This window comes from Halalkalibacter flavus, from assembly GCF_036663575.1.
In the GTDB taxonomy this organism is placed as follows: Bacteria; Bacillota; Bacilli; order Bacillales; family Bacillaceae_D; genus Halalkalibacter; species Halalkalibacter flavus.
The window spans coordinates 120,583-144,884 of the sequence record NZ_JAWRVK010000004.1; the positions used below are offsets into that span (position 1 = coordinate 120,583).

Below are 24,302 nucleotides of genomic sequence, written 5' to 3' on the forward strand. Positions count from 1 at the left end.
CACCTCTTTCTGAGTAGGAAGCTCTCAAGTTTTGAAATACTTACTAGAATTTTTAAAATTATAGTACTAGGCAAACCTTATAACCTAGAACGTTGTAGTTAAGAATTTACTTCAAAACTTCATTGGAACTCTCCGTAATCTTTATTGCTGCTAATTTAACTAATTTAATCATAGAATCAATTTTTAACTTGTTTATTCTTGTAGTTGGACCAGCAATGCTAACAGATGCTACAACGTGTCCTTTATGATAGATTGGTGCTGCAATGGACGTAACTCCTATGTGCATTTCCTCTTTACTAATCGCAAATCCTTGCTGATGAATCTTAGATAGAGCTTGTAAAAATACTCTTGATGAAGTAATTGTTTGAGGTGTGTATTCCGGCAAGCCTGCTTGGATAACTTCTTGAATTTTATTTTCTGGCTGGTAAGCTAGAATTACCTGTCCAGAGCTTGTGCAGTGTATTGGATTTTGTCTGCCTGCATGAGATAGAAGATGAACAGGATGAGAACTATCAACTTTATAAAGGTAAACAACTTTTGTCCCTTTTAAAATCGATATGTGCGTTGTTTCTCCTGTTTTCTTTGTTAAATCTTCTAATATAGGTATGGAGACTTGGCATAATTTATATTTGCTTAAAAAGGTATTGCCCATTGATAAAATAGATGACGCGGGACGATATGTTTTGGTATTAGGTTCTTTCACAATAAGATTTGAGTGGATGAGCGTTACTGTGAGTCGGTGAGCTGTACTATGGGCAATCTGTAATTTCTCTGCAATCTCACTTAAAGTTAATTCTGGTTCTTCAATTGTAAACAAGTTTAATAGTCTGAGGGCATTTCGCATGGAAGAAAAAGATTCATTGTTAATGGCTGGATATCTCATTTTGGTCTCCTTTCAAAAGTACAGATTCTTTAACCAACGAACCCAAGTTTCTCTGAAATTTCCTGACCTGCTTTGATAACCTCTTCTACATATTGAGGAAAGGAATCTTCTCTCATACGCGAAGTAGGCCCAACGATGCTTACTGCTGCAATGACTTCCCCTGTATAGTCTCTGACAGGTGCTGCAATGCTTACAACTCCATCATGTAATTCATTCACACAAATCGAATAACCTTGCTGACGGATCACTTGTAAATCATTCAACAATAAATCTTGATCGACAACACTAGTAGGTCCGCATTTAGGAAGGCCACCATTTATAACATTTTTCACAACAGTATCAGACTGAAAAGCTAATAACAGTTTTCCTGAACTAGTACACGTTGCTGGATTGTTTTTCCCAATATACGATAACAATTGAACAGGGTGCTGACATTCTACTTTATGTAGGTACGTAATGTTGGATTCTTCTAGGATTGCAACATGTGCCGTTTCTTCTACTTTAGTTACTAGTGCTTGTAAAGGAGATTTTGCTTCACGATAAATTTCTAAATGAGTTGTAATAACGCCACTTAAGCATAGGACAGAAATACCTAGCTGATACTTAGATCCTGTTTTTTCCAAGAAACCTTCCACTACTAACTCTTTTACAAGTCGACTGACTGTACTTTTGTTTAAGCCGAGAACATTTGCTATCTCTGTGACTCCCCAGGTAGACTTTTTATTTGTGAATAAATGTAGAATGGCAAGCCCGTTTGATACTGATTTTAGAACTCCTTGCATTTCCATACAGTAAATCCTCCTAAAAAAGTTAAATGTTTCGCATAAAAGAAATAGAGTCTTTTATTCTGAACATTTCCATATTATTATTTTAAATGAGAGTAGTAAGCGTTTTCAATAATTATTTGTAAAAACGAAAGGGGTATTTTCATGAAAACACAAGTAGGTATCATTGGTGCTGGTCCAGCTGGTCTAATGCTTTCACATCTATTACACCTTGGAGGTATTAAGTCTGTTATTCTTGAAAACCGTTCAAGGGAGGAGATAGAAGGTACCATTCGTGCAGGTGTGCTTGAGCAAGGAACGGTTGACCTTTTGAATGCTACTGGGGTAGGAGAGCGGATGATGCGTGAAGGTCATACACATCATGGAATTGAGCTTCAGTATAATGGAATTAGACATCGAGTCAATATGCATGAACTTACTGAAGGAAAGAGTGTTATGGTGTACCCACAGCATGAAGTAATTAAGGATTTGGTAGCGGAACGATTAGGCGCAGGTGGCAAGATTTACTTTAGCGTTAGTGATGTAACTCTTCATGACATTGAGACAGACTCACCAAAGATCCGTTTTAAACACGATGAAGGAGAGGAAGAACTTGTCTGTGATTTCATAGCTGGTTGTGATGGTTTCCATGGACCAAGTCGTAAAATGATTCCAAATCGTACGGAAAATCAAAAGATTTATCCTTTTGGTTGGCTAGGAATTCTTGCAGAAACCCCAATTGCAAACCCGGAATTAATCTATTCTAATCATGAAAGAGGGTTTGCACTTATTAGTCAGCGAACACCTGAAATTCAACGTCATTATATTCAAGTAGATCCGAATGACGATATTGCAAATTGGTCAGATGACCGTATCTGGACTGAACTAAAAGCACGAGTGGAAACAGATGGATGGACGTTACCAGACGGACCAATTATTCAAAAGAATATTGTATCTATGCGAAGTTTTGTGTGTGAACCTATGCAGCACGGTCGATTATTTATTGCAGGAGATGCAGCGCATATTGTACCACCTACTGGAGCAAAAGGCTTGAATTTGGCGATGTCTGATGTTCAAGTTCTTAGCAAAGGTATTGAAAGGTTCTTTAAATCAGGGAGCAATGATCTGCTAGAAAGTTATTCAGAGATCGCTTTACGTCGCATTTGGAAAGCACAAAGGTTCTCTTGGTGGATGACAACGATGCTTCATCGCGATTTTAGTCATACGTCATTTGAGAGAGGGATTCAAATTAGTGAGTTAGACTATGTAACTTCCTCCCGTGCTGCGTTAACAAGCTTATCTGAAAACTATGTTGGCTTGCCTTTAGAATGGGAGAGTGCAAAGGCGTTACAAGTATAAAATGTCTAAGAGGCTGTCCAAAAAAATCCGGAACAGAGGAGGCAATGGGCTCCGTTCGCTACGCGCCTTGAGAGGAGAAACCCAATCCTCTCAAGGCTTTTAACAGATGTAGCGACTTCGCTCATTGCTTCGGGGGTTTTTCGAAAGGTCAAAAACAGACCTTTTGAGAAACCCCCTACTAACCTTATTATTTTCCTTGTAATAGAGAATGAGAACCTTTTGAAAAATCAATAGAAGGAGGCCATGCACAGAGGTCGAATGGATAATCAGAACCAGGAACAATACGTTCTTCACCTACAGATTTAGCTAAGAATTCTAATGTGTTTTGATTCCATAAGACCGTGTCATACCAAAAATCTTTTAAGTATTCGGTCGGTTCTTTTTGTAAGGCCTTTGAAACAAGTGGCCACATCTCATTCCCTTTGTTCATTCTGCCAATTTGATAAGGGAGAAATCCGCCTCCGTGTGCTAATAGAATCCTTGCGTCATTATACGTATCTAGCATACCGCTTAGTAGAATATCAGTTGCCGAGATTGTTGTTTCCCAAGGGACACCAATCAAATTTGGCATCATTCTCTGCTTTAAACGTGGGTCTTCACATAACAAAGGATGAATGAAGACGATCGCTTTTTGCTTGTTTGCTTCTTCCCAGAACGGAGTGAAAGAAGGATCGGATAGTAACTTCCCATCTAGTCCTGGCCCGATAATCGCGCCTTTTAGTCCTCCATCCATTGCATCTCTTAAATCACGAGCGGCTAGTTCAGGGTGATTAAGAGATACAGTTGCTAAGGCAGATAAATGCTGGCTATTAGAGTGACTCCATTTAGCTAGAGACTGATTGTAAACCGTTGCTAGTTCACTTGTAATCTCGGAAGGGAAGTCATATAAAAATAGTTGGGGAATCGGTGAAACGATGGCATGTGTTACACCAACTCTTTCCTTGTCAGTTAAATACAAATCGGCATCAATGAATTCTTTTTTTAACTCAAATGCCCATTTGTTATTAATTGAAAGGAACTCTTCTTTGTCAGGGCTTTTCTTAATCCAACTTGCGTTTACTTGTTCTTTGTTGTCCTTAATCCAAGTCATCACTTCTTCAGGGATAAAATGAGTATGAAAATCGTGCATATCTGTCAGCTCCTTTTTAATTATGGGTTGATTGGAATCGCTTTCAGTTCACCTGACAATTAAACAGATTTTATAGCCTAGGTTCAGTTTAGTTATACTAGAATGCTCGATACCCTAACCTTGCTGAAATTTGTTTACCTGCTTCAATTACTTTTTTTGTATGGATCGGAATGGAACGTTCTGTAAGTCTTTGCATTGGGCCCACGATGTTAACGGATGCAATGACCTGACCTGTATAATCTCTCACAGGGGACGCAATTGATACAACACCTTCAAAGATTTCTTCAATACTCAAGGCATAGCCTTTTGTGCGAATTTCTTTAAGGGCTTGATATAATTGATCTCGGTCTGTAATGGTATTGTCTGTGAAGTGTTCAAAGCCCCTAGCAATAGTTCTTTCAACATAGTGCTCCTCGTTATAAGCGAGCAGTACTTTACCTGAACTAGTTGCATAAGCTGGATTTCTTTTACCAATGTGCGTAAATGCTCTGACATGGTGTTTGCTCTCCACCTTGTGGAGGTAAATGACATCTAGTCCATCAAGGATAGCTAAGTGGGCCGTTTCACCAGTTTTTTCAACTAACTGATGCAAAACAGGCATCGCTTCTTTATGAATTTCAAAGTTTGACGTACACACACTTGCAAGAGAAAGGATCGATAATCCTAGGCGGTATCGTTGGTTTTCCGGGTTTTTCTCTACAAATCCTTCACTAGCCAGTGTAGACATTAATCGACTTACTGTACTTTTTCCTAGATCTAGGTCTTTTGCTAAATCAGTAATCTTTAACTCTGACTCTTCCATAGAAAACCTTCTCAAAATTCGGAGTGCATTTTTCACTGATGATAACGTGTAATCCTTTTTCTTTTCTGTTGGCACATAAAAAACCTCCTATTCTGTTGTGTATAGAGGAACGATGTTCTTTTATAGAAGTTGAATTCACTATATCATAATAAATGAGAAAAATGAATAATCAAAAAATTATTTAAAAAAGTTTTTAAATGTTGCGTATAAAAGAACAACGGTCTTTTATGAGGTACAAATATTGATTATTCTATACGTAAGAACAGATTATAACTTCAATTTTCAGAATGGGGGAATTTATAATGAAAACGGTTACTACTGCAACAGGAATTGATTGTAGACATTTTATTAATGGACAGTATAGGGATTCTGAAAATAATAAAGCATTCATTAACACAAATCCGGCAAATGAAGAGGTACTTGGTTCAGTTGCTGAAGGTGGCAAGGAGGAAATTGACTTAGCTGTAGCAGCAGCCAAAAGAGCACTAAACGGTCGCTGGAAGACGATGCCTCTTACAGAGCGCTCTAAAATTTTACGTAAAATTGGTGATTTAATCTTAGAAAGAAAAGATGAACTTGCTCGTTTAGAATCTTTAGATACAGGGAAGCCAATCTGGTTATCAAGCACAATTGACATTCCAAGAGCGGCATACAATTTCCACTTCTTTGCTGATTATATGACAACAATGGGAACTGAAGCGTATCAGCACGATGATGTAGCGATTAACTATGCAGTACGTAAACCAGTTGGAGTTGTTGGGTTAATCAACCCTTGGAATCTACCAATGCTTCTCTTAACTTGGAAGTTGGCTCCTTGTTTAGCAGCTGGTAATACAGCGGTTATGAAGCCTGCAGAGTGGACACCTATGACAGCAACGGTACTCGCTGAAATTTGTAAAGAAGCAGGAGTACCAGACGGCGTTGTAAACGTCGTGCACGGATTTGGTCCTGACTCAGCCGGTGCAGCACTTACTGAGCACCCAGATGTAGATGCCATAACATTCACAGGGGAAACATCAACTGGGACAGCGATTATGAAAGCAGCAGCGAATTCGCTTAAAAAACTTTCCTATGAGTTAGGTGGAAAGAATCCAAATATCATCTTTGCTGATTCGGATCTTGATGAAGTATTAGAAACAACCATTAAATCAAGTTTCATCAACCAAGGGGAAGTTTGCTTGTGCGGATCAAGAATTTATGTTGAGCGTGCAGCGTATGATGAATTCGTTGAAAAATTTGTCGCTAAAACGAAGGAATTAGTTGTTGGAGACCCATTTGATGAGAAAACAAAAATTGGTGCAATGATTGGGAAAGAGCACTACGAGCGAGTACTTGGGTACCTTGAACTAGCTAGAGAAGAAGGGGGCACAATCCGCACAGGTGGTGGCCGTCCGGAAGGCTTTGAAAAAGGGTATTATATTGAGCCGACCATCATTACTGATCTTGATCGCAATGCGCGTTGTGTTCGCGAAGAAATCTTCGGACCAGTTGTTACAGTCATTCCTTTTGATCTAGAAGATGAAGTGATTGCTCAAGTAAATGACTCTCACTATGGATTAAGTGCTTCAATTTGGACGAATGACCTTCGTCGTGCTCACCGTGTAGCAAACGAAGTAGAAGCGGGAATCATTTGGGTTAACACATGGTTCTTACGTGACTTACGTACTCCGTTTGGTGGAATGAAGCAAAGTGGAATTGGACGTGAAGGCGGAATGCATAGCTTCGAATTCTACAGTGAACTAAAAAATATTTGCATTAAGCTTTAATTTAATGAGGAGTGGAGCATGGAGCATACTCCAGAGCTCCTTCCCCTTTTTTCACATATATAAGGAGGGAAAACGATGAGCACACCAGAATCGTTTGCAAATCAGCTCTTACAAGCAGAACAAGATCGAGTGGGTACAGTGGCATTAACAGACCAAAGCCCTTCGTTTACAGTTCAAGATGCATATGCTGTTCAATTAGAAATTATTAAGCAGAAGGTAGCACAAGGACAGACGATCGTTGGAAAAAAAATCGGCCTAACATCTGTTGCGATGCAAAAATTATTAGGTGTTGATGAACCGGATTACGGACATCTACTAGATGGAATGGTTGTTGAAAATGGAACAGAGCTTTCTTATAACGAAGTCATGCAACCAAAAGTAGAAGGAGAAGTTGCCTTTGTATTTAAAAAAGATTTAAAAGGACCTAATGTAACAGCGTTAGATGTGATTCAAGCAACCGATTATCTATTGCCGTCATTAGAGATTGTTGATAGTCGAGTAAAAGACTGGAAAATTAAATTGCCAGATACGATTGCTGATAACGCATCAAGCAGCCATTACGTACTTGGCGGCAAGCCAGTCAGTGTCGATAAAGTCGATCTTTCTCAGGTTGGAATGGTCCTCTTGAGGAATGGTGAGATTGTCAATACAGGAGTGGGGGCAGCAGTAATGGGTCATCCAGCTAACTGCGTTGCATGGCTGGCAAACAAATTAAGCGAGTTTGATATTACGTTAAAAGCAGGAGAAGTCATTTTATCAGGGGCACTTTCAGCTGCAGTTGATGCAGAGCCTGGTGATGTTTTCACAGCAAAAATTGCTCATCTAGGTGAGGTTTCAGTTCGTTTTTCATCATAAATAATGTTCGGAAGGAGATTCACATGGATAAAATTAAAGTAGCGATTATAGGAACAGGTAATATCGGTACAGATTTAATGTTGAAAATTGAAAGATCCAAGATGCTAGAATTGACGTCACTTATTGGTATTGACCCACATTCTGATGGAGTAAAACGTGCGAAAGAAAGAGGCTATCAAACGTTCACTAATGGGCTTGAAGAATTTTTGGAGGCGAATAGTGAATTAGCAGATATTTTCTTTGATGCGACATCAGCAAAAGCCCATGTCCGTCATGCGAAATTGTTAAAAGAAGCAGGCAAACAAGTTCTCGATTTAACTCCTGCAGCAAGAGGACCATTTGTTGTACCACCTGTAAATCTAGATTCAAACCTAGATGTACCAAATATTAACTTAATTACTTGTGGTGGTCAGGCGACGATTCCGATGGTTCATGCCGTGAACCGAGTAGCACCAGTTGAGTATGCAGAGATTGTTGCTACAATTTCGAGTAAAAGTGCTGGTCCTGGTACAAGAGCAAATATTGATGAGTTCACGCAAACGACAAAGCGTGGAATTGAAGAGATTGGTGGGGCGAAACGAGGGAAAGCGATCATTATTCTAAACCCAGCAGAGCCTCCTATTCTAATGAGAGACACAGTATACGCTGTGGTGGAACCTGGGAAAATGGATGAAGCCGCAATTACTAAGTCAATCCAAGAAATGGCTGATAGCGTTCAATCGTATGTACCTGGATACCGTTTGAGAACAGAACCTATTTTTGTTGGAAACCGTGTCACGATTTTCATAGAAGTAGAAGGAGCAGGTGATTACTTACCTTCTTATTCTGGAAACTTAGACATTATGACAGCTGCATCCGTGAAGGTAGCAGAAGAACTTGCAAAAAACAAGCTAAACTCTGCAATCATCTAAAATTGAACTTGCCATAGAAAGGGATGGAGAAAATGAGCGATAATCGAGATATTTTACTTACAGAAGTTGCCTTGCGTGATGGAAGTCATGCAATCGGTCATCAATATACAGTTGAACAAGTAACAGAAGTGGCTCGTGCATTAAATGATGCAGGTGTTCCATACATTGAAGTAGCTCATGGTGATGGCTTAGCTGGATCATCCGAACAATATGGACGTTCGTTAACGGATGAAATGAAATTAATCGAAGCAGCTGTATCTGTTTGTGACCAAACGAAAGTAGCTGTCCTTTTGATTCCAGGAATTGGAACGATGAATGAGTTGAAACAAGCAGCGGAGCTTGGTGCTAAAATGGCACGTATTGCTACACATGTTACAGAAGCGGATGTATCTCCTCAGCATATTAATCTAGCAAAAGAGCTAGGAATGGAAACGGTCGGTTTCCTGATGATGTCACACATGGCTCCTGTCGACAAGCTTGTTGAACAAGCGAAGTTAATGGAAAGTTACGGGGCAGATACAGTTTACGTTGTAGACTCAGCGGGAGCGTTACTTCCAAACGAAGTACGTGAGCGAATTCGAGCGCTTCGTCAAAGTTTAACAATTAACATAGGATTCCATGCACATAACAATTTGTCTCTAGCGATGGCGAATACATTAGCTGCGATAGAAGAAGGAGCAACAAGAATTGATGGTAGTGTACGTTGCTTAGGAGCAGGTGCTGGTAATACACAAACAGAAGTATTAGTCGCTGTACTTGAGAGAATGGGATTAAATAGTGGAGTAGATTTATATAAAATGATGGATTTGGCTGAAAACATTGTTGCGCCAATTTTAACTCAACCACAAGAGATTACGAGAGATAGTCTTGTCATGGGCTACGCTGGGGTGTACTCAAGCTTTTTGCTTCACTCCCAAAGAGCAGCGAAACAATTTAATGTAGACTCTCGTGATATTTTAATTGAATTAGGAAAGAGAAAAGTAGTCGGCGGACAAGAAGACATGATTATCGATGTAGCAGCTGAAATTGCAAACAAACAAAACAGTTTGAAAGTGTAGTGGGGGGATATTATGAGTAGCATGTCGAATAAAGAGATTGCAAAGTTTTTACTAGATGCTGAATTACAAAGAAAAGAAGTTGTTCGTATAACTTCAGATAAAGTTCCTAACTTAACGGTAGAGGAAGCATATGATATTCAAGAAGAATTAGTGAAAATGAAGCTTGAACAAGGTCATAACATCGTTGGTCCAAAAATGGGCTTAACAAGTCGCGCGAAAATGAAACAAATGAATGTAGAGGAACCGATTTACGGATATGTTTTTGATAATATGATTGTCCAAGATGGTGGGAAAATTTCATTAGCTGATTTTATTCATCCAAAAGTAGAAGCGGAAGTAGCTTTTATCCTAGGAAAAGATATTGAAGGTCCCGGTGTATCGGGTGCTCAAGTTTTGGCTGCGACAGACTATGTTTGCCCAGCACTCGAAATCATTGACAGCCGCTATGAAAACTTTAACTTTACATTACCAGATGTGGTTGCTGATAACGCTTCAACTTCTCAAGTTGTATTTGGAAGCAAAGTACGTAAACCTGAAGAGTTGGACTTAGAGTTAATCGGAACGGTATTATCAATCAATGGTGAGATTAAAGACCTAGGTGCTGGTGCAGCTGTATTAGGTCATCCTGCAAACTCCGTAGCAATGCTTGCGAACATGCTTCACCGTAAAGGAGAAAAGCTAAAAGCAGGTCAAATCATTCTAACTGGTGGAATTACTGGAGCAGTACACCTCTCTTATGGCGACTATGTAACAGGCAAATTCGACGGCCTAGGCGAAGTGAGCTTTAGTGTAGGAGAGTAATAGAAAAAGGGCGATCTTCCCTTTTTCTATTACTCGAAGCAATGAGCGAAGCCGCCGTAGTGTTTTAAGCTTTTTGAGCGATCTTCTCAAAAAGCGCACGGCGAGAGGAGTCATCGCAACCATGTTCGCACTATTGAGGGTAAAAGGGCAGGTTTTCCCTATTTTATTACTCGTAAACAAGCATAAAAAGAATTCATTCATAAATCTGGATTGGATTTCAAGATGTAACAGTAGCGTCTTGAGAACATTAAAAAGGAGGGAAAGTATTATGCCGATTGTAAACGTTAACATGATGGAAGGCCGACCGAAGGAGAAAATCGAGAAGGTAATTGCTGATGTTACTGAGACGATCTCCTCAACATTAGAGGTTCCAAAAGAGAGTGTTCGAGTTTTGGTTACTGAGGTACCCAAATCTCATTGGGGAATTGCTGGTGAGTCAGTAGAGAAACGTAACGCTTCTAAGTAGAGATGAATTGTTGCAAGCTCTATATTTATTTGGGGAGATTTTAATTTTTATAGGGGGAATGAAAAATGACGATTGAATTAGGTATTTTAGCTGCTCACGTTCCTAGTATTTGTCATCGTGAAAATGTTCCTGACTTTCAACAAGATATCGTGGCAAAGATGGATGAAATCTCTAAGCAAATCGAAGAGATCAAACCAGATGCGGTTATTTTAATTTCTTGCCACTGGCAATCAACGTTCCATCATTATGTAGATGTGTCGCCAAGACATAAAGGAATTTTAACTGCATTTGAATGTCCGGATATTATTTCGGATGTTGCCTATGATTATCCTGGAGACCAAGCACTGGGAGAGGAGCTTGTTTTAGCTGGAAAACATGCACGTCTTCCTGTTATCGCGGTGAATGATCCAACGTATGTATGGGATTATGGAACAGTCGTCCCTTTACGCTACCTTGTCCCAAATGCAGATATTCCTGTTGTTAACTTGTCAATTACAATGGCAGCTGGTTTAGAAGAAACGTATAAATGGGGGCAAGCGATTGGGGAAGTGTTAAACAATAGCGATAAAAAATACGTTTTTGTTTATAGTGGTGCACTTGCTCATAATTTAGTACGAGGCCGTCATCATATGCCAACTGTCTCAGAGCAGGCTTTAGATAAACAGTTCATCGATTATATAATGAATCGAAACTGGGATTTAGCTAAGGAAATGCTTCCTCAATACGCAAATGTTGCTGGTGTAGAAGGTGGAGGACGTCACTTAGCTATGTTACTTGGAACATTAGAAGATAGCTATAAACCATCATTCCATACTTATGCCCAGTCATCTGGAAGTGGAAATGCGATTATGACATTTGAACCTGAGAAAACATTACAAGGGAGTAAGTAGCAAAGCGTCGTGTTTTGAGAAGGCATTCTAGTTGTTAGAATGTCTTTTCATGTATTAGCCGAACTAATTTTTGATATTTTAAGGTAGAGGCGTTCTTAAAACAAACTACTTAGTCTGATTACAGGAATATTTTGTACTATGTAAAGAAAGTGTATTACTTTCATTTGATAATCTTGTGCCTCTTGAACGATTTATTGAGGTTTTTTTAATAATCTTGAACGAAGAACAATAAAGAGAAGAGGAACATTTATGAACATTAAAAAGATATTAGTAGCGAATCGTGGGGAAATTGCTATCCGAATTTTCCGTGCGTGTACCGAATTAAACATCCGAACAGTTGCGATTTATTCGAATGAAGATTCAGGAGCATTTCACCGTTATAAAGCTGATGAGGCTTATCTTGTTGGTGAAGGGAAAAAGCCAATTGAAGCGTATTTGGATATTGAAGGAATTATTGAACTAGCAAAACGGAACGAGGTTGATGCGATCCATCCTGGATATGGGTTTTTGTCAGAAAATATTGATTTCGCGAAGCGATGTTTTGAAGAAGGAATTATATTTATTGGACCAGAACTGGACCACCTAGATATGTTTGGCGATAAAGTTCAGGCAAGAGAACAAGCGTTGAAGGCTGGACTGCCTGTTATTCCAGGTAGTGATGGACCAGTTGAGAATGTGGAAGAAGTTGAAGCATTTGCAGGAAAGCATGGATTCCCGTTTATCATTAAAGCTTCACTTGGTGGTGGTGGGCGAGGGATGCGTATCGTTCGCTCTGCTAGTGAACTGCGTGAATCTTATGATCGTGCCAAATCTGAAGCCAAATCTGCATGTGGTAATGATGAAGTGTATGTTGAGAAATTTATTGAGAATCCGAAGCATATTGAAGTGCAAATATTGGCTGATAAACATGGAAATATTGTTCATTTATATGAACGAGATTGTTCTGTTCAACGACGCCATCAAAAAGTCGTTGAGATAGCTCCGAGTGTTTCTTTAAGTGAAGACGTTCGTCAACAGATTTGTGATGCTGCTGTACAGTTGGCTGAAAATATAAAGTATGTTAATGCTGGTACAGTTGAATTCTTAGCTACAGATGACGGGAAGTTCTACTTCATCGAAGTGAATCCGCGTGTCCAAGTAGAGCATACGATTACCGAAATGGTGACGGGGATTGACATTGTTCAATCACAAATCATGATTGCTGACGGAGAACAGTTACATGGACGTAAGCTAGGAATTCCAAGTCAAGAAAACATTGTTTGTAATGGATTTGCAATTCAATCTCGAGTAACGACAGAAGATCCAAGTAACGGTTTCTTGCCGGATACCGGACGAATTAATGCGTATCGTTCCGGTGGTGGATTTGGAGTTAGATTGGATGCCGGGAATGGATTTCAAGGGTCAGTTATTACCCCTTATTATGATTCATTACTTGTAAAAGTATCGACATGGGCGCTTACATTTGACGGAGCTGCATCGAAAATGTTACGTAATTTACGTGAGTTTCGAATTCGTGGGATTAAAACGAATATTGCTTTTTTAGAAAACGTCGTTCAACATCCGAAGTTTTTATCGGGAGAATACAATACATCGTTTATTGATCAATCTCCAGAGTTGTTTGTATTTCCAAAGCGGAAAGACCGAGGAACGAAGATGCTTTCGTTTATTGGTGAAACCATTGTTAATGGGTACCCTGGGTTGGAACAGATCAAAAAACCAATTTTTGAAAAACCTCCTGTTCCTAAAGTAAAGTATATAGATCCGATTCCAAATGGAACGAAACAAATTTTGGATCAGCATGGACCAGAAGGACTAGCGAAGTGGGTAAAGGAACAAAATGAGGTGTTATTAACTGATACAACATTCCGAGATGCCCACCAATCCTTGCTTGCAACTAGAATTCGGACACATGACTTAAAGAAAATTGCAGAACCGACAGCTAGACTACTTCCTAATCTTTTTTCAATGGAAATGTGGGGTGGAGCAACGTACGATGTAACGATGCGTTTTCTACATGAGGATCCATGGGAGCGTTTGTTGACATTACGCAAGCAATCACCGAATGTCTTATTTCAAATGTTACTACGTGCATCCAACGCGGTCGGATATACGAACTATCCGGATAATGTTATTGAACAATTTGTTAAGAAGTCTGCTGAAGCAGGGATTGATGTCTTTCGAATTTTCGACAGCTTAAACTGGGTAGAAGGAATGAGGCTGGCAATTGATTCTGTTCGTGATAATGGAAAAGTTGCTGAAGCATCAATGTGCTATACAGGTGATATTTTGGATTCAAGCCGCACGAAATACGATATAACCTATTACAAATCATTAGCTAAAGAATTAGAGCAGGCAGGCGCTCACATACTTGGGATAAAAGATATGGCAGGTTTGTTAAAACCTGAGGCGGCTTATCAGTTAATTACCGAGTTAAAGGACAGCATTACAATTCCAATTCATTTGCATACACATGATACTAGTGGAAACGGTTTATTCACATATGCACGAGCAATTGAAGCAGGAGTAGATATTGTCGATGTCGCAGTTAGTTCAATGGCAGGGCTAACGTCTCAGCCGAGTGCAAACAGTTTGTATTATGCGTTAAGCGGGTCTAAGCGACAACCAAATGTCGATATCCAAGCATTTGAACAATTAGCTGAGTTCTGGGATGCAACTCGTAAGTATTATGCTGGATTTGAAAGTGGGATGAATGCTCCGCATACAGAAGTATACGAACATGAAATGCCTGGTGGACAATATAGTAACCTTCAGCAACAGGCGAAAGCAGTTGGCTTAACAGATCGCTGGAATGAAGTAAAGAAGATGTATCGATCTGTTAACGATATGTTCGGTGATGTTGTAAAGGTAACACCGTCATCAAAAGTCGTTGGTGATATGGCACTGTACATGATACAAAATGACCTGACAGAACAAGATATTTTTGAGCGAGGACAGCAATTAGATTTTCCGGATTCAGTTGTTGAATTTTTCCAAGGGCAGCTCGGCAAACCATATCAAGGGTTCCCGAAGGAGCTGCAAACCATCATTTTAAAAGGAAAACAACCGCTTGTAGGACGACCAGGGGAAACGATGGAATCAGTTGATTTCCAAGAAATGAAGGAAACACTCTTTCATAAATTAGAAAGACAAGTAACTAGTCATGATTTGCTTTCATATACCCTTTATCCGAAGGTGTTTTTAGAATTTGAGCAATTCCGTAAGCAATTTGGAGATGTATCGGTGCTAGATACACCTACTTTCTTTTATGGACTAAGATTAGGTGAAGAAATTGATGTAGAAATTGAAAAAGGAAAAACATTAATTGTGAAACTCGTTTCGATTTCTAAACCGCAAAGCGATGGCAATCGGATAGTCTATTTTGAACTAAATGGTCAACCTCGTGAAGTAGTAATTAAAGATGAAAATGTAAAATCCATCGTCACAGCCAAAGTAAAAGCTGACAAAGGAAACCCAAGTCATATTGGTGCTTCGATGCCTGGTACGGTTTTAAAAGCATTAGTTGTTAAAGAAGATCAGGTGAAAAAAGGTGATCACCTTATGATTACAGAAGCAATGAAGATGGAAACCACAGTACAAGCTCCATTTGACGGTGTCGTGAAAGAAGTGCATGTGAGTAATGGGGAAGCGATACAGACAGGGGATCTGCTGTTGGAGTTGGAGTAGAATGCTCAAGTACTCTTTTGTAGAAAATGTTATAGTTTTACTACCTAAAGGCCACTTACTATTAGAGTGGCCTTTTCTTTAAATAGCACACTTAAGTCAAAATCAAAAAATAGAATTTCGTTACACGAAATTCTAAATAATAATATACCCCTCATCCTCAACAGCTTTTACCAAATGCGGTACATCAGTCATTGATTCATCATACTTAATACTTACTGTCTTGTCTTTTAGAGACGCTTTTGCTTCAGTAACTCCACTAACTTCTTTTAAAGCATTTTCTACTGTTTCGAGGCAATTTCCACAGCTTATTTTTTCAACTTGCAGCGATATGTTCTTCATAAAATTTCCCTTTTCCTGTTTAAAACTATTCTTTGAAGAAAGGTTTCATTATGCAAGAGATAAAGGAAAATGACAGTGGATTTTAAAAATTATTTTAAGACTTTATCAATTTCCCCCTTAAATGCCTGAAGTACTTTTTCTTTGCTTAGTTCAATTGCAATCATACCTTTTAACCGTTGCAGGTGCTTTTTTTCAGTCCATTCCCTTTCAGTGTTTCCGTAATATTTTTTTACTTGACCATAAAATAGGTGGGGAAATAAACAATCAGCTATTAATACAAAATATTGCTCTTTTGAAAATGGGTTTGTTTTCTGATAGTAAGAAAGCATCTCAATCATTAATGTAAGATCCCAGCTTTGCTTTTTCATTACTTTGTTTAAAATTTTTCTAATATCTCTAATAGGAAGATCAATGGTAAGGGAGTCCATATCAAATACATGTAATTTTCCTTTTTTGTCAAGTGCAAGGTTTCCAGCTGCAAAGTCTTGATGACATAATGTTTTGTTTCTTTGAGTATTTCCAACCCATGGCTCATAACAAGAAGCATCTAAAATCGATATGGCTTCGTTGCATTGGGATAAGAAAGAATCCACATGGAGAAGAAATTGTTCGTCAAATTTATTCTTATTACTAGCTAGTATTCGTTCTTTTCTCCAAATTTCAAGTTGTTTGTATCTTCTTTGAAACTCATCCTTCCACGTTCCTAATAGAAAGGACGGCTCAGTATTTTTAGGTATTTCAATCCCTGTAGAGGCTTTATGGAATTGTCCTAATCCACTCATGATTTTCGCTAGCTCTTTTTTTTGGTTATATTTAGGCTTCTTTCCATAAACCTTTTCAAACAAAACATAATACTCCCCATTCTTAGCGACAAACTCTCTTCCATTGGTTGTTCTCATAACACTAGGGGTCATCACACCATTTGAAGTTAAAAAAGAAATAGAATGGATCATAAATTTGAGTCGGCCTTCACTCATAGGAATTTTCTTTAAAATAAAATCTCCCGAGGCTGCATTAATTAGCCAAACGGCTTTCCTCCCCTTATCGGATAATAAGGAGACATTTTTGACGTTAAGTGAATAATTCACCATCACTTTAGCAATATTCACTGATAAAAATCCTTTCATTTTTTAGTAGTGTATGAATGAATTAGTTTTTTCGTATGGACCGATATATTTAGTTAAAAAATGTCAGCTAATAAAAATAAAAAGAATTCGGTGCCATTTCTTTTTCATATTGGGTATCTAAGCGCAAATCACATCCAACTAGGCAAATGAATAGAATATTCTTAAATGAAGGTAAGGGAGGGCTTATTATTTATTACTATAATAATTTTAATTGGACCGATATTAGGCAACGCCTGAGCTGCTCATTTGATCAACAATATTACGTTCAACCTGGTGATACGCTATATCAATTAGCACAGCACTATAATATAGCTGAACTAAGCCTTGAACAAGCGAATCCAGGAATTCAGCCAAATAATTTACTTGTTGGACAGCGAATTTGTATTCCTTTGCCGCCGTGCGAAAATGGATTTCAGTATATTGTTAAACCAAATGACACTCTAATCCAGATTGCCCAAATGTATAATGTGACGGTTGAAGACATTTTAAACAACAATCCAGCCGTTAATCCTTATAATCTTTTATTAGGGCACGCGCTCTGTATCCCACCAAGTATTGATGTTGACTGTCCTATGGAGCGGTTTCATATTGTACGACCTGGAGAAACATTATATGAGTTGGCAAGCCGCTTCAATATTCCATTAGAGGCCTTGATTGCTGCCAATAATCATGTTGAAAATCCTGACCAGGTTGTAGTTGGAACAAAGCTATGTGTACCTAGTCCAATGGTCACCCCTGAAAGAATTTGGCATGAATACAATTATTTAAAATAGTTACAGTTGGCAAGAAAAAGTTGATTTTCTTGCCAACGTTTTTTGTTAACCAAATAATACCTCTGTTATTGTTCTGACATGAACGAAGCTAAAAAGGAATTATTTATCGTGATGAAATTGTTCTTTATAAGAACCGTGTGAAAAATACAAAGAGCTGATGGCATCTCCTGAGACGTTAGATGAAAGTTTGTTAGCGGGAGCTGAAAAGGCAAGGGCGATAAGTGTTCCGTTTTTGAAGGAGATAAAGAGAAAAATGGGGTTTCGTTTTAGGTGGCTAGGTTCTTATGTAGCGGGGCATTTTTAGATTTAATATCGGGGTTTGTTCTTAGAAGCCGCAAAACCCCTATTAAGATACCGTACAGATTTGTTTATCAACCACTAGACAATATAGGTTGATCAGAAGGATAGTGAAAATATTGCCGAACTGTAAGTGAAATGCTACGTGCGATAGTTGAGGCCATTGTATAAATAAGATGAAGATTGGTATAAAAAAGAGCAGATTCAAGTGCGGGATTATCTTCTAATACAACACCCATAACACTGCAGTCTCCAATGGGAGGGAGGTTTTGACCTAAGCCTTCTCCTGGAAGCAAAGAACCTTCTTGTATGACAATTGAATTTACATGTTTTTTGGGGCCAAGAACGCTGTCAATTGCAATAACAAAGCTGTTGGCTGGCAGGCTAAAGCCTGATAGTGTTGGGACGAAGTTTTGGGCATCTAATGGGAACTGAAGGCTTCCAAAGACAGTTAAGTGATTTGGATACATGTCATGAAGAAGTGTTCCTACAAAAGGGCCAAGGCTGTCTCCATTGATTAAGCTAGATCCTATTCCTGCAACATAAATATGCTCTATACCGTCTGGAATAAGCGAAAATAAGTTATTGCGAATGATTAATGGTGCTAATTTATGATCGTATGGAATGATGCATTTAGAAAACGTCGATGCACTATGTAATACCTGTTGCTGAAACATATCCATTCACCTCATTCAAAATCGTTCATCTCATAACTGGATTGAAAAAACTGTTAAGATATAATTCTTCGCAACATAATAAATCCCCTTTAATTATCTGAAATAATTAAAGGGGAGCCTTTAAGTTGGATTGAAAAGAAAGTACTCTGTCTAAGGTTGTTATATGGTCCATTAAGCTTTGCATAGCGTTTCGTTAGCGTATAATTTCTCCATTTTTTCTCTTATTAAAATTAACTTTGCTTTGGTCTCTTTTATTTTGGACTTATCATTTGCTTGTATGTACTCATGAAGCTCCATTAGATGATAGTCCATTTCTAAATAGAGGGTATTGAATGTTTTTTCTTCACTGTTTTCTAGCGGGATACCTAGTACTTCTTCAAAAACAGAAATCACTTTTGGATTTGTTGAATCTAAGTGCTTGAAAACGAGCTGGTCTCCATTTGTGAAAGTCGCCACACTGATTTGCTTTGATTTATAGTCATAAATAGATAAGATACTGTCGTCATCTTCATGATTCCAATTTAATTTAAAATCTTTATCAGGCAATGAGCGGACCACATAACGAAGTGCTGGTTTGCTGACGATTTTATTTTTACCAGTTGTCTTTTTCATATGAAATCACCTCATGTGTTATTTTCCCTTATCTGTATTATAAACGGAAAATCAATTAATTTAAAGCGCTTTCATGTACGAAAATAATGCATAATACGCTTTTATTAGACAAATAAAAAAAGAGTTACTAATGCAAAGTTGCCACAAATGGTTTAAGAAGCACCAATCATGCATTGACAGGAAAAGAGAATCCATGATATATTTATCTCGAATTAAAGATAATTAAATCTGAGATAAATAGTAATATAAATAAAAAAGGTGCAGAACAATTAATATTTAGAGGCCATTTAACTGGTCAATTATTTTTAATGATTATGTATACTGGAGGATAAAAGATGAATGAATTAAAAGGAATTCACCACGTAACAGCTATTACAAGCAGTGCTGAAAAGAATTATGAATTTTTTACGTACGTATTAGGGATGCGTCTAGTGAAGAAAACAGTAAATCAAGACGATATCCAAACGTATCATTTATTTTTTGCAGATGACACAGGCAGTCCAGGAACAGACATGACCTTCTTTGATTTTCCTGGAATCCCGAAAGGATCTCATGGGACAAATGAAATTTCAAAAACTTCATTCCGTGTACCTAGTGATGCAGCGCTAGATTACTGGGTCAAACGGTTTGATCGTCTTGATGTAAAGCATTCAGGCATTAAAGAACAATTTAGCAAAAAGACTCTTTCTTTCGTTGATTTTGATGATCAACAATATCAATTAATATCAGATGAGCATAATAAAGGCGTTGAACCAGGGACACCGTGGCAAAAAGGGCCAATCCCATTGGAGTATACAATAACGGGTTTAGGGCCTATTTTTATTACAGTTGCACAGTTTGATTATTTCAAAGAAATGCTCGAAATAGTACTCTTATTTAAGGAAATTGCCAAAGAGGGATCATTTCATTTATTTGAAGTAGGTGAAGGGGGAAATGGGGCACAAGTAGTCGTTGAACATAATGTTATGCTTCCACAAGCTCAACAAGGCTTCGGGACGGTTCACCACGTAGCTTTCCGTGTGGAAGATCGTGCTGTGTTAAATGAATGGATCGATCGTTTACCTAAGTTCGGCTTGCAAACTTCAGGGTATGTGGATCGATACTTCTTTGAGTCGCTTTACGCGAGAGTTGCTCCGCAAATTTTATTCGAGTTTGCAACAGATGGTCCAGGTTTTATGGGGGATGAACCTTATGAAACACTTGGAGAAAAGTTATCGTTACCTCCGTTTTTAGAATCTAAGCGTGAGGCAATTGAAAAAGCGGTTCGACCAATTGATACAGTGAGAAGTACGAAAGATTTTGTGAAGGAATAAGAAATGGCATCAAAACCATTGAAAGCATTGAAAAAGGCAAAAATCATCCTTTTTCAATGCCTTGATAAGTAGCTCTGCACATTGCATAGAGGGTACTGAAGAGGTGAAAGACAACCTTTCTCAGTGCCCTCATTTCCGTTATTATTGTCCCTGCCCTAACGAATACCCTAACTCGTCATTAAAGCGATATAAATTTTCCGTCTTGATAAAATCAAGCTCAGCTTTCTCAATTCGACTTAGTAATGAAATAATATCGTTATGATCTATCCTACTTTGCTCGTCCGCTATTTGAAAACGACAACGCCAGTGATCGGTTGTAAATGTTTCTGGGAACCCGTTTGGATATACTTTTACACCTCGATTGGTAATGACGGCTAAGGAGAACTCAGGTCCAGCCACCTTTTCTAATGCTTGACCAATTTCTTCAGGTGTTTGTTCGTTGTTAAAAAGAAATACATCCACCCCATCTAATTGACGAACGATATCTGGCTTCGGGCGATCTTTGACCGCTGGAGAAAGAGTAAAGGAACCCTCTTCACTTTCCTCTGTACTTTTGTATTCCACTGGAGTCACGGTAGTTGGTAAATGTCCAAGCCTTGCAATGACTGCTTCAGCAAATTCATTTGTTCCAACAGACGCCCCACCTTTTGCGATATCACCTGTATGAACCCCGTCTTCTAATGTTTTAAACCATGCGTTATGAATACGAGCTGCCACATCAGGTTGGCCAATATGAACAAGCATCATAATTGCCCCATGTAGCAAACCAGACGGATTAGCGATGCCTTTCCCAGCTATGTCTGGTGCACTGCCGTGAATAGCTTCAAATAAAGCAAATTGATCACCAATGTTCGCTGAACCTGCTAGGCCAACACTTCCCGTAATTTGAGCAGCAACATCAGATGCGATATCTCCATAAAGGTTTGGCATGACAATTACATCGAAGTCTTGGGGAGTGTCTGCAATTTTGGCCATTCCAATATCAATGATCCAGTGTTCTGTTTCGATATCAGGGTACTCTTTAGCTACTTCTTTAAATACTTTATGGAAAAGCCCATCGGTTAATTTCATGATGTTATCTTTAGTAAAACAAGTTACTTTTTTGCGATTATTTTTTTTAGCATATTCAAATGCATAACGAATAATCTTCTCTGAACCAGGACGAGTAATTAGTTTTAAACACTGTACGACCTCAGGGGTTTGTTGATGCTCAATTCCAGCGTATAAATCTTCTTCGTTTTCGCGAATGATGACAAGGTCCATATTCGGATGCTTTGTCTTAATAAATTGCGCATATGAAATATTTGGTCGTACGTTTGCAAATAAACCTAATGTTTTACGAATCGTAACATTTAAACTTTTGTAGCCTCCTCCTTGAGGGGTAGTGATTGGCCCTTTTAGGAATACTTTGTTACGTCTAAGCGATTCCCAGGCGTCATCAGGAATCCCGGAAGTGTTTCCACTTAAATAAACTTGTTCACCGATATCAATAAATTCAGGTTCAATTGCTGCTCCTGCATGTTCTAATATTTTCAGTGTCGCGTCCATTATTTCTGGACCGATTCCGTCTCCTCGTGCAATCGTAACGGTACGCTTGTTTGTCATAGATGCTCTCTCCCTTCAAAGCTGTCTTTAGTTTATTACGTTATAGTTTGAACCAAAGTTGTTTATTTATTGATATAAGGTTATTTGCTATTTGAACGGAATTTGGTAATATTAAAAATTGACTTATACGGATAGAAAGTAAAGAAAGAGTGGTGCTTTAGTGAGTTCAAAAAAATCATTTGAACAGTTTGTTCAGGATATGATTCATACAATTGGGGATTTTGATTCGGGAAACCATAATCAAATAAAAGAAATCATTCGAAAAGCAATTGACTACTATGATTTAAGAACGGTAGAAAGAGTTGAGGAAGTAGGTAATAAGAGGATTGAAACGTTATATTTGGAATCAATGGCAGAAGAAAATATGCTATTGAAATTAGCTAGATTCGCTAGTGGAAACGAGGGTGAAATCGGTCTTGAGGTTATTTACGATAGCTGTGTAGTTAGAAGGCATTAAAAAGCCTAAAGAGGAGTGATTTTCTCCTCTCTAGACTAGTTATGGCGCTATTTCCACTTTTTTTCGGTTGTTGGCGCAGTCCTTATCAGCTTACTTTTTGTTGATCGTTTTTAACTTCTACGTCCCAACTTTCCGTATTTTTGATGCCTAACTTAATTGGATTAAAGGTAGGGTTTAATCCTTGTTTACGTTGGGTTTCATAATCATTCAACACTTTAAAAGCAATACCACTTAATAACCCAATGGCAGTAAGGTTAATGATAGTGGTCATAGCCATAAATAAATCAGCTACTTCCCAAACAGCTCCTAGTCCAACAATAGAACCGATCATCACGAATACCATTGTTGCGAATCGATAAACATGCAAGGTCTGTTTGCCTTTTTTTATTAATTGCAAGTTTGTTTCACCATAGTAGTAGCTTCCAATAATCGAACTAAAAGCGAATAAGAAGATTGCAATAGCAATGAAAATATTTGCCCATTCACCTATTTGTGAGCTTAATGCAGCTTGCAATAAATTAATTCCTTCATAGTTGCCTGAGGTATAAACATCTGTTGAGATAAGAATGATGAACGCAGTAGCGGTACAGACAATTAACGTATCAAAGTAGACACCTAATGTTTGCATAAACCCTTGTTTAGCAGGATGTGAAACGTGAGCAGTTGCTGCAGCATTTGGTGTACTTCCCATACCAGCTTCATTTGAAAATAAGCCGCGTCTTACCCCGTGCATAATGGCAGCACCGATTCCCCCGCCAATTGCTTGTTCCAATCCAAGTGCACTACCTACAATTAACGAAATGACAGCAGGAAAGTGATGGATGTTTGTTATCAAAACATATAAAGCTATAATAATATAGGAAAGAGCCATAAAAGGAACGATAACGCTAGTTACATTTGCAATTCGGTGAACACCACCATAAATAATGATACCTGTTAATAAGACTAATATAATTCCGGCAATCACTGTATTTAACCCGAATGCTGTTTCAAACGCAGCAGAGATTGTATTGCTTTGAACTGAATTAAAAACAAGACCAAAAGTGAACGTAGATAAAATGGCAACAATCGCACCTAGCCACCTATTATTTAACCCTTTAGTAATGTAGTAAGCAGGACCTCCACGGTATGTTCCTGGCTTGTCTTGATCTTTTGCTTTGTAAATTTGGGCTAATGTACTTTCGATAAAGCTTGTTGCTCCTCCTAGTAATGCAACTATCCACATCCAAAAAACAGCACCTGGACCACCTAATGTAACGGCAACTGCTACCCCAGCTAAGTTTCCTGTACCGATTCGAGTTGCAGAACCTATACAAAATGATTTGAAAGCTGAAATTGGTTTTTCTCCTGGTTGTTGTATGGGCGTTTTTTCAAAAGCTACTCGTACCATTTCTCTAACATATCTGAATTGAACAAAGCCTGTTTGAATGGTGAAATAAATGCCAACACCTAGCAGGCCCAAAATAACGACATAAGACCAAAGTATATTATTAAGAAAATCAACAACGAACATGAACAGAAACTCCTCTTATTGTAGTTATATTTAGAAAATTATTATTAGAGGATAATTATAAAGGTATCTCAAGAAAAATCAACAGGATCCGAAAAAAAAAGTTTTTTGCTTTAACGGGTTGAAACGTTGGTGCGATATAGTGGAGTAGGCGAAACGACTGTTGCTATGCTAGATTTGTTATTTTAGTTAAAGAAGAATTATGATAAAAGATTTTAATGTTT

At 38.3% G+C, this 24,302-nt stretch carries 22 protein-coding genes; 12 read left to right on the forward strand and 10 right to left on the reverse strand.

The genetic code is table 11. The annotated features are described in order from the left end of the window. Nucleotides 1-106 precede the first annotated feature (106 nt). Both SAY88_RS04255 and SAY88_RS04260 read right to left on the reverse strand, forming a co-directional pair. Complete coding sequence (locus tag SAY88_RS04255; protein WP_332629571.1) at nt 107-883, reverse strand: IclR family transcriptional regulator; 777 nt, start codon at nt 881-883, stop codon at nt 107-109. Nucleotides 884-912: 29 nt separating this feature from the next. Next, nucleotides 913-1,671: an IclR family transcriptional regulator gene (locus SAY88_RS04260; protein ID WP_332629574.1), complete on the reverse strand. Its 759-nt coding sequence runs from the start codon at nt 1,669-1,671 to the stop codon at nt 913-915. 141 nt (nt 1,672-1,812) lie between these two features. Between SAY88_RS04260 and SAY88_RS04265 the strand changes: the two genes are divergently transcribed. After that, a complete protein-coding gene (locus tag SAY88_RS04265; protein WP_332629577.1) occupies nt 1,813-3,006 on the forward strand; it encodes a 4-hydroxybenzoate 3-monooxygenase in 1,194 nt (397 codons plus the stop codon). A gap of 187 nt (nt 3,007-3,193) precedes the next feature. Here SAY88_RS04265 and SAY88_RS04270 read toward each other — a convergent pair whose 3' ends face one another. After that, on the reverse strand, nt 3,194-4,135 hold the full coding sequence (locus SAY88_RS04270) for an amidohydrolase family protein (RefSeq protein WP_332629580.1): 942 nt from the start codon (nt 4,133-4,135) through the stop codon (nt 3,194-3,196). Between the two features lie 97 nt (nt 4,136-4,232). Beyond that, nucleotides 4,233-5,012, reverse strand: coding sequence for an IclR family transcriptional regulator (locus SAY88_RS04275; protein WP_332629583.1), 780 nt, complete (start codon nt 5,010-5,012; stop codon nt 4,233-4,235). A 227-nt stretch (nt 5,013-5,239) separates the two neighbouring features. On the opposite strand from SAY88_RS04275, the gene SAY88_RS04280 reads away from it, so the two are divergent. From SAY88_RS04280 to pyc, 8 genes are all read left to right on the forward strand, one after another. Further along, on the forward strand, nt 5,240-6,703 hold the full coding sequence (locus SAY88_RS04280) for an aldehyde dehydrogenase (protein WP_332629586.1): 1,464 nt from the start codon (nt 5,240-5,242) through the stop codon (nt 6,701-6,703). 75 nt (nt 6,704-6,778) lie between these two features. Continuing rightward, entirely contained in the window at nt 6,779-7,558 is a 780-nt protein-coding gene (locus tag SAY88_RS04285; protein WP_332629589.1) for a 2-keto-4-pentenoate hydratase, read from the forward strand. Nucleotides 7,559-7,581: 23 nt separating this feature from the next. After that, entirely contained in the window at nt 7,582-8,469 is an 888-nt protein-coding gene (locus SAY88_RS04290) for an acetaldehyde dehydrogenase (acetylating) (protein ID WP_332629592.1), read from the forward strand. A 32-nt stretch (nt 8,470-8,501) separates the two neighbouring features. Continuing rightward, nucleotides 8,502-9,527 carry a 4-hydroxy-2-oxovalerate aldolase gene (gene dmpG, locus SAY88_RS04295; RefSeq protein WP_332629594.1) on the forward strand — a complete coding sequence of 342 codons (1,026 nt, stop codon included), beginning with the start codon at nt 8,502-8,504 and terminating at the stop codon, nt 9,525-9,527. 12 nt (nt 9,528-9,539) lie between these two features. Further along, entirely contained in the window at nt 9,540-10,328 is a 789-nt protein-coding gene (locus SAY88_RS04300; RefSeq protein ID WP_332629596.1) for a 2-keto-4-pentenoate hydratase, read from the forward strand. Nucleotides 10,329-10,449: 121 nt separating this feature from the next. Beyond that, nucleotides 10,450-10,794, forward strand: a complete 345-nt coding sequence (locus tag SAY88_RS04305; protein ID WP_332629598.1) for a 4-oxalocrotonate tautomerase — start codon at nt 10,450-10,452, stop codon at nt 10,792-10,794. 65 nt (nt 10,795-10,859) lie between these two features. Then, nucleotides 10,860-11,684: a DODA-type extradiol aromatic ring-opening family dioxygenase gene (locus tag SAY88_RS04310; RefSeq protein ID WP_250097529.1), complete on the forward strand. Its 825-nt coding sequence runs from the start codon at nt 10,860-10,862 to the stop codon at nt 11,682-11,684. Between the two features lie 249 nt (nt 11,685-11,933). Beyond that, nucleotides 11,934-15,368, forward strand: a complete 3,435-nt coding sequence (pyc, locus tag SAY88_RS04315) for a pyruvate carboxylase (protein WP_332629601.1) — start codon at nt 11,934-11,936, stop codon at nt 15,366-15,368. A 132-nt stretch (nt 15,369-15,500) separates the two neighbouring features. Here the strand turns inward: pyc and SAY88_RS04320 are convergent, their stop codons facing one another. Both SAY88_RS04320 and SAY88_RS04325 read right to left on the reverse strand, forming a co-directional pair. Then, entirely contained in the window at nt 15,501-15,707 is a 207-nt protein-coding gene (locus tag SAY88_RS04320) for a heavy-metal-associated domain-containing protein (protein ID WP_332629604.1), read from the reverse strand. Between the two features lie 89 nt (nt 15,708-15,796). Further along, on the reverse strand, nt 15,797-16,816 hold the full coding sequence (locus SAY88_RS04325; protein ID WP_332629606.1) for a CotS family spore coat protein: 1,020 nt from the start codon (nt 16,814-16,816) through the stop codon (nt 15,797-15,799). Between the two features lie 164 nt (nt 16,817-16,980). On the opposite strand from SAY88_RS04325, the gene SAY88_RS04330 reads away from it, so the two are divergent. Beyond that, on the forward strand, nt 16,981-17,607 hold the full coding sequence (locus SAY88_RS04330) for a LysM peptidoglycan-binding domain-containing protein (RefSeq protein WP_332629608.1): 627 nt from the start codon (nt 16,981-16,983) through the stop codon (nt 17,605-17,607). A 371-nt stretch (nt 17,608-17,978) separates the two neighbouring features. Here the strand turns inward: SAY88_RS04330 and yyaC are convergent, their stop codons facing one another. Together yyaC and SAY88_RS04340 are read right to left on the reverse strand one after the other, a co-directional pair. Further along, nucleotides 17,979-18,581 carry a spore protease YyaC gene (yyaC, locus tag SAY88_RS04335; RefSeq protein ID WP_332629611.1) on the reverse strand — a complete coding sequence of 201 codons (603 nt, stop codon included), beginning with the start codon at nt 18,579-18,581 and terminating at the stop codon, nt 17,979-17,981. Nucleotides 18,582-18,752: 171 nt separating this feature from the next. Then, nucleotides 18,753-19,193, reverse strand: coding sequence for a hypothetical protein (locus SAY88_RS04340; RefSeq protein ID WP_332629614.1), 441 nt, complete (start codon nt 19,191-19,193; stop codon nt 18,753-18,755). Nucleotides 19,194-19,528: 335 nt separating this feature from the next. Here SAY88_RS04340 and SAY88_RS04345 point away from each other — a divergent pair, with 335 nt between their 5' ends. Then, on the forward strand, nt 19,529-20,506 hold the full coding sequence (locus SAY88_RS04345) for a ring-cleaving dioxygenase (RefSeq protein ID WP_332629617.1): 978 nt from the start codon (nt 19,529-19,531) through the stop codon (nt 20,504-20,506). Nucleotides 20,507-20,647: 141 nt separating this feature from the next. Here SAY88_RS04345 and SAY88_RS04350 read toward each other — a convergent pair whose 3' ends face one another. Next, nucleotides 20,648-22,111, reverse strand: coding sequence for an NADP-dependent isocitrate dehydrogenase (locus tag SAY88_RS04350; RefSeq protein WP_332629620.1), 1,464 nt, complete (start codon nt 22,109-22,111; stop codon nt 20,648-20,650). Between the two features lie 160 nt (nt 22,112-22,271). Between SAY88_RS04350 and SAY88_RS04355 the strand changes: the two genes are divergently transcribed. Further along, complete coding sequence (locus SAY88_RS04355; protein WP_332629624.1) at nt 22,272-22,568, forward strand: DUF6407 family protein; 297 nt, start codon at nt 22,272-22,274, stop codon at nt 22,566-22,568. Between the two features lie 85 nt (nt 22,569-22,653). Here SAY88_RS04355 and SAY88_RS04360 read toward each other — a convergent pair whose 3' ends face one another. Then, nucleotides 22,654-24,081 carry an alanine/glycine:cation symporter family protein gene (locus tag SAY88_RS04360; protein ID WP_332629627.1) on the reverse strand — a complete coding sequence of 476 codons (1,428 nt, stop codon included), beginning with the start codon at nt 24,079-24,081 and terminating at the stop codon, nt 22,654-22,656. Nucleotides 24,082-24,302 lie beyond the last annotated feature (221 nt).

Coding starts and splice junctions, on each gene's coding strand:
- SAY88_RS04360 (WP_332629627.1), bottom strand. CDS start 24,081: ATGTTCGTTGTTGATTTTCTTAATAATATACTTTGGTCTTATGTCGTT.
- SAY88_RS04320 (WP_332629604.1), bottom strand. CDS start 15,707: ATGAAGAACATATCGCTGCAAGTTGAAAAAATAAGCTGTGGAAATTGC.
- SAY88_RS04330 (WP_332629608.1), top strand. CDS start 16,981: ATGAATAGAATATTCTTAAATGAAGGTAAGGGAGGGCTTATTATTTAT.
- SAY88_RS04345 (WP_332629617.1), top strand. CDS start 19,529: ATGAATGAATTAAAAGGAATTCACCACGTAACAGCTATTACAAGCAGT.
- pyc (WP_332629601.1), top strand. CDS start 11,934: ATGAACATTAAAAAGATATTAGTAGCGAATCGTGGGGAAATTGCTATC.
- SAY88_RS04305 (WP_332629598.1), top strand. CDS start 10,450: ATGTTCGCACTATTGAGGGTAAAAGGGCAGGTTTTCCCTATTTTATTA.
- SAY88_RS04260 (WP_332629574.1), bottom strand. CDS start 1,671: ATGGAAATGCAAGGAGTTCTAAAATCAGTATCAAACGGGCTTGCCATT.
- SAY88_RS04270 (WP_332629580.1), bottom strand. CDS start 4,135: ATGCACGATTTTCATACTCATTTTATCCCTGAAGAAGTGATGACTTGG.
- SAY88_RS04340 (WP_332629614.1), bottom strand. CDS start 19,193: ATGAAAAAGACAACTGGTAAAAATAAAATCGTCAGCAAACCAGCACTT.
- yyaC (WP_332629611.1), bottom strand. CDS start 18,581: ATGTTTCAGCAACAGGTATTACATAGTGCATCGACGTTTTCTAAATGC.
- dmpG (WP_332629594.1), top strand. CDS start 8,502: ATGAGCGATAATCGAGATATTTTACTTACAGAAGTTGCCTTGCGTGAT.
- SAY88_RS04310 (WP_250097529.1), top strand. CDS start 10,860: ATGACGATTGAATTAGGTATTTTAGCTGCTCACGTTCCTAGTATTTGT.
- SAY88_RS04300 (WP_332629596.1), top strand. CDS start 9,540: ATGAGTAGCATGTCGAATAAAGAGATTGCAAAGTTTTTACTAGATGCT.
- SAY88_RS04285 (WP_332629589.1), top strand. CDS start 6,779: ATGAGCACACCAGAATCGTTTGCAAATCAGCTCTTACAAGCAGAACAA.
- SAY88_RS04280 (WP_332629586.1), top strand. CDS start 5,240: ATGAAAACGGTTACTACTGCAACAGGAATTGATTGTAGACATTTTATT.
- SAY88_RS04265 (WP_332629577.1), top strand. CDS start 1,813: ATGAAAACACAAGTAGGTATCATTGGTGCTGGTCCAGCTGGTCTAATG.
- SAY88_RS04255 (WP_332629571.1), bottom strand. CDS start 883: ATGAGATATCCAGCCATTAACAATGAATCTTTTTCTTCCATGCGAAAT.
- SAY88_RS04290 (WP_332629592.1), top strand. CDS start 7,582: ATGGATAAAATTAAAGTAGCGATTATAGGAACAGGTAATATCGGTACA.
- SAY88_RS04350 (WP_332629620.1), bottom strand. CDS start 22,111: ATGACAAACAAGCGTACCGTTACGATTGCACGAGGAGACGGAATCGGT.